This is a genomic window from uncultured Chryseobacterium sp. (assembly GCF_913776365.1).
Lineage (GTDB): Bacteria > Bacteroidota > Bacteroidia > Flavobacteriales > Weeksellaceae > Chryseobacterium.
Map to the genome: position 1 here is coordinate 1 of NZ_CAJYMO010000022.1, position 8130 is coordinate 8130.

An 8130-nucleotide genomic window follows, 5' to 3' on the forward strand; every position below is an offset into this window, starting at 1 on the left:
ACCGGACATTCCGGTGTGGTTCTCTCTGTTGTTCTTCCGGGAGCCGGATCTGCTGATTCTTCTTATGGTCCCGGCTTAATGTTTCACTTTTACTTAGGTGTGCGCGCTGTTCTTGATTGCAGATGTCATTTCAGTGAAAAGATCCCCGGTTGCTGGTTCTGTCATGCAGGGCACTTTTACCATCTGTGGATGGGGATGTACCATTGTCATTAACCGGGAAAAAATATTTTCTTACATTTGAATTTTACAAATCAGAGTCATGGAAAAAACTGCCCATACTTCGCATAGTTCCCTGGAAGATTTCTATCAGGAAATGGCCCATAAGTCGGGTCTTTCCATAGAAAGTATCCTGCCGAAAGGCCTGCAGAAAGAAATCGGCCACTTTAATGTTTTTGATATTGCCCGGACCATACAGCAGGTGAAGCTCACTTTCCAGATGCCCTACAACAGGCGGAAATATTACAAGATAAGCCTCATCCGCGGAAAGAACCGGGCGGAGTATGCGGATAAAATAATCCGTATCAAAAGCAATGCCCTGCTGTTTGCGACCCCGAAAGTGCCTTACCACTGGATTCCTGAAGATACGGACCAGTCGGGGAGCTTCTGTGTATTTACCGAAGATTTCTTCAGTAAAGACAGGACCCGCGGTTCTTTGGAAGACCTGCCGATCTTCCGTCCCGGAACGATCCCGCTTTTTGAGATCGATGATGCATTGGCTGATGAGATAGAGGCCCTGTTTAAAAAGATCAGGAAGGAGATTGAATCCGATTATATCTTCAAATATGATCTGATCCGCAATTATGTGCTGGAACTCATTCATTACGGACAGAAGCTTCAGCCTGCCGCCAAGCTTTCCGCTTCAGGTGACGCATCGCTCCGCGTGGTTTCCCTGTTCATTGAACTGCTGGAACGCCAGTTTCCGGTAGAGTCACCGGAGCAGAGACTTCAGATGAAAACTGCCAAAGACTATGCAGACCGGCTGTCCGTCCATGTCAACCACCTCAATAAAAAACTTAAGGAAAGCACAGGGAAGACCACAACGGAAATCATCACCGAAAGAATCGTTCAGGAGGCCAAGATCCTATTAAGGCAGACCCGCTGGAATGTATCGGAAATTGCTTATGCGCTGGGATTTGAAGAAGTTGCCCATTTTTCCAATTTCTTTAAAAAAAAGACGGCGCTTACGCCGATGGAATTCCGGTCCTGATTTGAATTTTGCAAATTTCAGTTTGATTCAGGCAAAGCATTTGCATCAGGAAATACAGACCTTTGTCTCATTAAAATCAATTGAAAATATGGAAACCAGAACAAAAATTGCACTTATTACCGGCGGGAGCCGCGGGCTGGGGAAAAACTCAGCCCTGAAAATCGCGGAAAAGGGTCTTGATGTAATCCTTACCTACCGGAACAACCGGGAAGAAGCGGAAGCCACAGTACGTGAAATTCAGGCAATCGGCAGAAAAGCCATCGCTTATCAGCTGGATACCAAAGCAGTAAAAAGCTTTGACGCTTTCGTAAAAACAGTGGGTGACCATCTTGAGGAAAATACGGGAAGCAGGAATATTGATTACCTGATCAACAATGCCGGGACTGCCCTGTATGCACCGGTTGCGGATGTTACGGAAGAACAGCTGGACGATGTGGTGGATATCCATTTCAAAGGGGTGTTTTTCCTTACCCAGAAAATGCTGCCGTTCATCAATGAAGGGGGCGGGATTATCAACGTCTCTTCCGGGCTGGCGCGTTTCGCCTTGCCGGGATCATCTGTCTACGGCTCCATCAAAGCAGGCGTGGAGATGCTCACCCGTTACCTGGCAAAAGAGCTGGGCCCAAGAAGGATCAAAGCCAATGTAGTGGCGCCGGGAGCAATTGAAACCGACTTCGGAGGCGGAAGAACCAGGGATGATGAGCAGGTGAATGCCATGGTGGCAGGAGCAACGGCACTGGGCCGTGCAGGGGTACCGGATGACATCGGTGGAGTAGTGGCTTTCCTGTGCACGGAAGAAGCCCGCTGGATCAACGGACAAAGGATAGAAGCTTCCGGCGGAATGTTCTTATAATTAACTTAAAGTCCGGGAGTTACAGATACCGGCTGTTGCATCGCAACCTCTAATCAGTTTTGATTATATAATACAATCCCGGTGGCTGAGATTTTTTTCTGGGCCACCGGGAATTTTTTAAAGCCTGGCTAAATTTTCAATGGCCCGTTCCAGTGTTTCCTGTTTTTTGGCAAAGCACAGCCGGATCACATGCTCATTTATTTTATCTTTATAGAAAGACGAGAAAGGGATACTGGCCACTTTATGGGTGGCGGTAAGTTCCTGTGCAAAATCAAAATCGTTCAGGTCTGAGATCCTGTCATATTTCAATGCCTGGAAGTAGGTGCCTTCGCAATCCAGCACTTCAAAAGAAGTACCTGCGAGTCCCTGTCTCAGGAAATCCCTTTTTTCCTGGAAAAAGCGGTTAAGATAAAGATAGTGTTCCGGGTTTTTCATGTATTCTGCCAATGCCATCTGCATGGGAGTGTTTACGGAAAATACATTGAACTGGTGTACTTTCCTGAACTCATCCATCAGGTTTTCAGGAGCGGCACAATATCCGGTTTTCCAGCCGGTTACATGAAACAGTTTTCCGAATGAGGCGACCATCAGGCTTCTTTCTCTCAGCTCGGGATATTGGCAGACGCTGAGGTGCGGTTTGCCGTCGAAGACAATATTTTCATACACCTCATCACTCAGGATCAGGATGGAAGTATCCCTGACAATACTGATAAGTTCCTGGAGATCATTTTCCTTCAGGATTTTTCCTGCCGGGTTATTGGGGTTGTTGATGATGATCATCCTGGTCTTCTCCGAAACCAGTCCGCTTACGGTATTCCAGTCAATTTCATAATCGGGTGCGCTCATCCTGAACCTTTTGACAATACCTCCGAAAAGTTCTACGGTAGGCTCATAACAGTCATACGCAGGCTCGAAGATAATGACTTCATCGTCCTTTTTCACGAAAGCGGCAATGGCCGTAAAGATGGCCTGGGTTCCGCCTGCCGTTATGGTAATTTCAGTATCCGGATGATAGACTGCCTGATGGGTATTTTCAATTTTTACGGCGATTTCTTCTTTCAGTACCATCATGCCGCCCATTGGTGCGTATTGATTAAAGCCGTTTCTGATAAAGCCGTTTACATGGTCCAGCAGAACGGGATCGGCCGGAAAATCCGGGAATCCCTGGGAAAGATTAATTGCTTCATGCTCGTGGGCAAGCTGCGTCATCTGGCTGAAAATGGTAGTCCCGACATCGGAAAGTTTGGATAGAGGAAGTTGAATCATTGTATTAAATTTTGTAAGACTGAAAATCCCTGAAATGTCCGGGCCGGAAAGGATCAGTCTGGTGAATGGTCGATTTTGATGGGTATACGGTCAGGAAGAACACCCGTTTAACGGTACTGAATCAGCGTTATTAAAAATCTTCAGGAAAAATACCGGTGGCATATTTCCATACTTCAACGATTTCATTCAGCGGAATGTCGTAAGGTTCATAAAACGTATTGTCCGATACTACGGTAAGGGAAGCCTTGTTTTTAGCCCTCAGCCTTTTATAAGTAATTCCGTCATTAAGTGTGATGAAAACATAGGTGTTCCCGGATTTCAGGTCATCCACGCCTTCCATATATTTCCCGATGATATAAGACCCGTCCCTGAAAGGCGGCATGGAGTCACCGTCTGCCGGGAAAGCCCTGAATTTGCCGTTTTTAAGGAAGGGAAGGGAAATGGTCTCCAGGCTCTCGATATAATCCGGATCGCTGTATCCTCTGAGGTAGCCCATGGTAGCCTTCTGGGGAACGATCTCTATGCTTTCGTTTCCGGCCTGGTCTACCACTACCGGCAGCACGATCCTGTTGTCGGGCAGCTTGAGCATATCCTTCAGGGAATGTTTTGTCAGATCCACTGAAAGAAGAAGATCGATGCTGACATTGAATATCCGTGAAATCCTGATCAGGATATCAACGGGAGGCTTGGATTTCCCGTTCTCATAAGAACTGTACCGGGAAGAGGTGATCTGTATCTGTTGGGACAATTCGCGCTGGGTCTTCCCCAGTTTGCTGCGCAAAAGTCTTATATTTTCTGAAAAAACTGACATATTGAAAAGTTATACCCACAAAAATACAAATTGTTTCAGGGAGATGGTCCATTTTAATGATGGTTGTGGATAAAATAAAATACAGAGGATCAGCTTCAGGAGTTATGTATCGGACATCAATGTATGGACGATGCCTGTCTGATATCTGACGACAGCACCTGTTGAGAAAAATCCGAAGGGAACACCTGAAGAGCCGGGAACAGAGGCTTATCCGGAGCTTCAGGCAGAAAAGGGACCTGCGGAAAAAGGCTGCTTTACAAAAAAAACAGCCTTAGTTATGGAAAAAAATGGTAGCCGGTTTATTTTGAGATCATCAGTTTCTGCTGGGAAACAGCCTGTTCAGAAGTTACCTCTACCGTATAGACGCCGCGGATCAGCTTTTCCGTATTCAGTGTCAGACTTTGAGGTCCGGCATCGATGGTTTCTGTACTCCGCAGCAGTGCTTTTCCGGATGCATCCGTAACCGTTACGGATATATTGCTTTTTTTATCAAGATTCATCTTAATCTCAACAAGATCTCCTGCCGGGTTCGGGGCCAGCTGGAAACCTTTGCCTGCAACCGGACCTTTTTCCCCTTTTGCAGCGGCGGAGATTTCTTTCAGAGGAGATTTCAAGGAGGGCTGTTTTCTGCCGTTTCCGCTGTCAGCAAGCTTCGGGATACAGATTTCAAGACAGGTAGTGCATTTCGGCTTGCCGTTTTCAAACTGGGTAACGCATATTTTATAGCTTCCGGTACCGGTGTAGGTATGGGAGGTCATGACATCTCCGGTGGTTCCGTCGCCCCAGTCCACTTTATAAAGATCCGGTGCATTGGTGCTTTCCAGGAACACCTGTCCGGTGGTATAATTGCCGGAAGTACTGGTGGTCATCTGCAGCTTGAAGTTGGAATTGCAGCCGCCGCAGCTTTCACAGGATTTCACACAGATGTTGTCATACAGTACAGTCTCGCTGGGGCTGGAAGTATAATCCGGGGAAAGCATAAGCATGGTAGAACCGTACATTACGGCATTGAAGTCATTCCAGGTCATCCCCGGGTCCATCGTCCAGTTCCCGTCTGAATTACTTGGCAGAGTGGAAGCGGTGGCAGCAGCAATAGGGGCTTTTACACGTACCCAGCCGCTCCCCGGGGTTACGGTAATGTTGGCCAGGAAGGTAATGCTGTTGGTTCCGTTGGAAAGCGTAATCCTGGGGTGGACAGGCGCCCCGTATCCGCCGTCTGATTTGAGGTAAAAGTCAAAATACAGGCACTGACCGGCAAATCTTTCACCGAGAAACTTATAATCCTGGTCGTTGATATACCAAGAACTCCCGGAGAGGTCACTCAGGATCAGGTATTGTGACCCGTCAAGGGAATTCGGATTGCCGAAGGAGGCGTTCACCATTCCGTTGGGATAGGGAGCCGGAGCCCAGTTGCCGGCGGGATTGGAAGCATCATTGAAATCGCTGCAGGGCGGTTGGTTCTGCGCATGGAAAACATAGGTTCCCAGCAGAAAATACAGGGTTAAAAAATACAGTCTTACCATAGGGAATATTGATTTTGTACATCAAAAACCAATAAAAACTTTAGGATTAATATGCATACTGCCTTTTTTCAGCCGGGGCCAGTTCCGGTTTTCCGTTTTAATGGAATAAAGGTATCAGGATGTGAGAAATCTCTCTACCGTGAATAAGCAGATGCAGACGTTTTTTGATTAAACGTATATGATTTTCCTGTAAGTGATCTGTAGGCTGTATGAATTATCGGATTGATAAAGAGTAAGGTAAGGGGCTGCATTCCATACACCGGTTTCGGAACAGGCATATCTAACTCAATCCGGGCTCCGGACAGGTGAACTGAGCAACAGCAGCTTAATCATGAGGTTCACCATACTGACCTGGATGTAACACGGACCTGTGCCGGTAAGATATCCAGGTCAGCCTGCAACCGATGGACGGAATTCGTTATGTACGGCAGCTTATGCCTGTATCGGAGGGAAGGATTTTATCCGGCGATCGCATGAAGAAATTCATTTTTCTTCCGGGTTGAAACATCCAGAACGGAATTGTCGGCCATTACCACCTGGCCTCCTTTTCCCTTGATGTATTCTTTCAGGTGTTCAAGGTTAATGAGGTGTTTGTGATGGATCCTGAAAAAAGGGTATCCTGAAAGATGTTTCTCAAAATCGCACAGGGTCTTGGAGACCATGACCTTGGATTTGTCTGACAAATAGATAAACGTATAATTGGAGTCGGCCTCACAGCGGATAATATCGTCAATATTGACCCGTTTGAAGCCCTGCAGGGTGGGAAGATTGATTTTGTTGTGAAGAACAGGGTTCGTGAGTACGGCTTTCTGTTTTCTGATATCTTCAACCGCTCTGTTAACGGTTACCACAAAATCCAGGTTACTGACCGGTTTCATCAGGCAGCCGGTAATGCCTCTTTTGACTGCCCATATAGCAGAAGTCTCGGAGTCGGTAATGAAAATTACGGAAGACGGTCTGCCGCTGAATCCGGATAGGAGTTCAACCTCCGTTTTATCGGCCGGCCGGAGATCTGCAAAAATCAGATCCGGAGTATTTTTCAGAAGATACTCGCCGGCATGGTGAATATTGTCTGTGCGGAAATCGACTGTAAACTCAGGAAATGCTTCATTGAGCAAACGGGTGAGATGTCCGTTCTGATCGTACTCATCAATGATGCAGAGGTGTAAGGTGTTTTTCATGGTGAATCAGTTTTTGGTTTTCAGGGTAAAGCAATCAGGTTTTATGCATAGCTGTCCGTGTTCTTTTATGATGGGTGAAATAGGGCATTCCTGTCATGAATCCGGTGTACTGCTGCGGTACATTCAGCATCCTGTTTTTTCACCTGACATTGAATAATGTAAATATAAACTTTCATCGGGAATTGTACAACATTTTGTGATAAATATCCTTAAAAAAAGCCGGGAAAATTTCGATAATTTTTGACAATTTCGTACTTTTGTATGTTTGCTGAAATTACATATGTTACAAGAAAAAAATCCAATTTATTCCGAAGACAACATCAGGACCCTTGATTGGCAGGAACACATCCGTCTGCGCCCCGGAATGTACATCGGGAAGCTGGGAGACGGCTCTTCTGCCGACGACGGGATCTATATTCTGCTGAAGGAAATCCTGGATAACTCCATCGATGAGTTCAGGATGAAATCCGGTAAGAGAATTGAAATAAAACTGGACGACGGGAAAGTTACGATCCGTGACTTCGGCCGCGGTATCCCGTTAGGGAAAGTGGTGGACGCCGTATCCAAAATGAATACGGGTGGAAAGTACGACAGTAAGGCCTTCAAGAAATCCGTAGGACTGAACGGAGTCGGTACGAAAGCGGTGAATGCGCTTTCCGAATATTTCCGGGTAAGATCTTTCCGGGAAGGCCGGATGAAGGTGGCTGAATTCTCAAAAGGGCTGATTACTGAAAATTTTGACGAAAAAGATTCTTCCGACCGCAACGGGACTGAAATTTCCTTTATTCCGGACGGAGAAATCTTCCTGAACTTCAAATTCAGGAAAGAATACATCGAAAGGATGCTGCGTAATTATGCTTACCTGAATCCGGGCCTGAAAATTCTTTTCAACGGTGAAACGTTCTTCTCCGAAAACGGCCTTAGGGACCTGCTGGATGAAGAACTGGAAAACGAAACACTGTACCCGATCATCCATCTCAGGGACAATGATATTGAGGTCGCCATTACCCATACGGACAAGTCCCAGACAGAAACCTACTTTTCATTCGTCAACGGACAGAATACAACGCAGGGAGGAACCCATCTCAATGCTTTCCGGGAGGCCTTTGTGAAAACCGTCCGGGAGTTTTTCGGGAAAAGTTTCGATGCTTCCGATGTGCGGAAATCCATTGTGGCTGCCGTGTCCATCAATGTGGAAGAGCCGGTGTTTGAATCCCAGACCAAAACCAAGCTGGGATCCAACGATATGGGACCGGAAGGCCCTACCGTAAGAACCTTTATCATCGATT

Annotated in this window: 8 protein-coding genes; 4 read left to right on the forward strand and 4 right to left on the reverse strand. The window is 46.5% G+C overall.

The window, feature by feature from the left end; translation table 11 throughout:
• The 3 genes from QZ735_RS01090 to QZ735_RS01100 all read left to right on the forward strand — a co-directional run.
• The coding region (locus QZ735_RS01090) for a hypothetical protein (RefSeq protein WP_294243388.1) at window positions 1–213 on the forward strand (213 nt) is incomplete at its 5' end.
• 46 nt (window positions 214–259) lie between these two features.
• Window positions 260–1207 (forward strand): AraC family transcriptional regulator, encoded by a 948-nt coding sequence (locus tag QZ735_RS01095; protein ID WP_294243390.1) that lies wholly within the window; start codon window positions 260–262, stop codon window positions 1205–1207.
• Window positions 1208–1295: 88 nt separating this feature from the next.
• Window positions 1296–2060, forward strand: coding sequence for an SDR family oxidoreductase (locus QZ735_RS01100; protein ID WP_294243392.1), 765 nt, complete (start codon window positions 1296–1298; stop codon window positions 2058–2060).
• Window positions 2061–2177: 117 nt separating this feature from the next.
• Here the strand turns inward: QZ735_RS01100 and QZ735_RS01105 are convergent, their stop codons facing one another.
• The 4 genes from QZ735_RS01105 to QZ735_RS01120 all read right to left on the reverse strand — a co-directional run bounded on the left by QZ735_RS01105 (window position 2178) and on the right by QZ735_RS01120 (window position 6841).
• Window positions 2178–3326: a methionine aminotransferase gene (locus tag QZ735_RS01105; RefSeq protein WP_294243393.1), complete on the reverse strand. Its 1149-nt coding sequence runs from the start codon at window positions 3324–3326 to the stop codon at window positions 2178–2180.
• Between the two features lie 130 nt (window positions 3327–3456).
• On the reverse strand, window positions 3457–4137 hold the full coding sequence (locus QZ735_RS01110) for a LexA family transcriptional regulator (protein WP_294243394.1): 681 nt from the start codon (window positions 4135–4137) through the stop codon (window positions 3457–3459).
• A gap of 299 nt (window positions 4138–4436) precedes the next feature.
• Window positions 4437–5660, reverse strand: coding sequence for a T9SS type A sorting domain-containing protein (locus QZ735_RS01115; RefSeq protein WP_294243395.1), 1224 nt, complete (start codon window positions 5658–5660; stop codon window positions 4437–4439).
• Between the two features lie 458 nt (window positions 5661–6118).
• The gene (locus QZ735_RS01120; RefSeq protein ID WP_294243397.1) at window positions 6119–6841 is read right to left on the reverse strand and encodes a LytTR family DNA-binding domain-containing protein; all 723 of its coding nucleotides are present in this window, start codon (window positions 6839–6841) and stop codon (window positions 6119–6121) included.
• A gap of 280 nt (window positions 6842–7121) precedes the next feature.
• Between QZ735_RS01120 and QZ735_RS01125 the strand changes: the two genes are divergently transcribed.
• On the forward strand, window positions 7122–8130 hold a 1009-nt coding region (locus QZ735_RS01125; RefSeq protein ID WP_294243399.1), incomplete at its 3' end, for an ATP-binding protein.

Excerpts from the sequence above, each read along its gene's own strand:
- QZ735_RS01095 (WP_294243390.1), top strand. The coding sequence starts at position 260 with ATGGAAAAAACTGCCCATACTTCGCATAGTTCCCTGGAAGATTTCTAT.
- QZ735_RS01100 (WP_294243392.1), top strand. The coding sequence starts at position 1,296 with ATGGAAACCAGAACAAAAATTGCACTTATTACCGGCGGGAGCCGCGGG.
- QZ735_RS01105 (WP_294243393.1), bottom strand. The coding sequence starts at position 3,326 with ATGATTCAACTTCCTCTATCCAAACTTTCCGATGTCGGGACTACCATT.
- QZ735_RS01110 (WP_294243394.1), bottom strand. The coding sequence starts at position 4,137 with ATGTCAGTTTTTTCAGAAAATATAAGACTTTTGCGCAGCAAACTGGGG.
- QZ735_RS01115 (WP_294243395.1), bottom strand. The coding sequence starts at position 5,660 with ATGGTAAGACTGTATTTTTTAACCCTGTATTTTCTGCTGGGAACCTAT.
- QZ735_RS01120 (WP_294243397.1), bottom strand. The coding sequence starts at position 6,841 with ATGAAAAACACCTTACACCTCTGCATCATTGATGAGTACGATCAGAAC.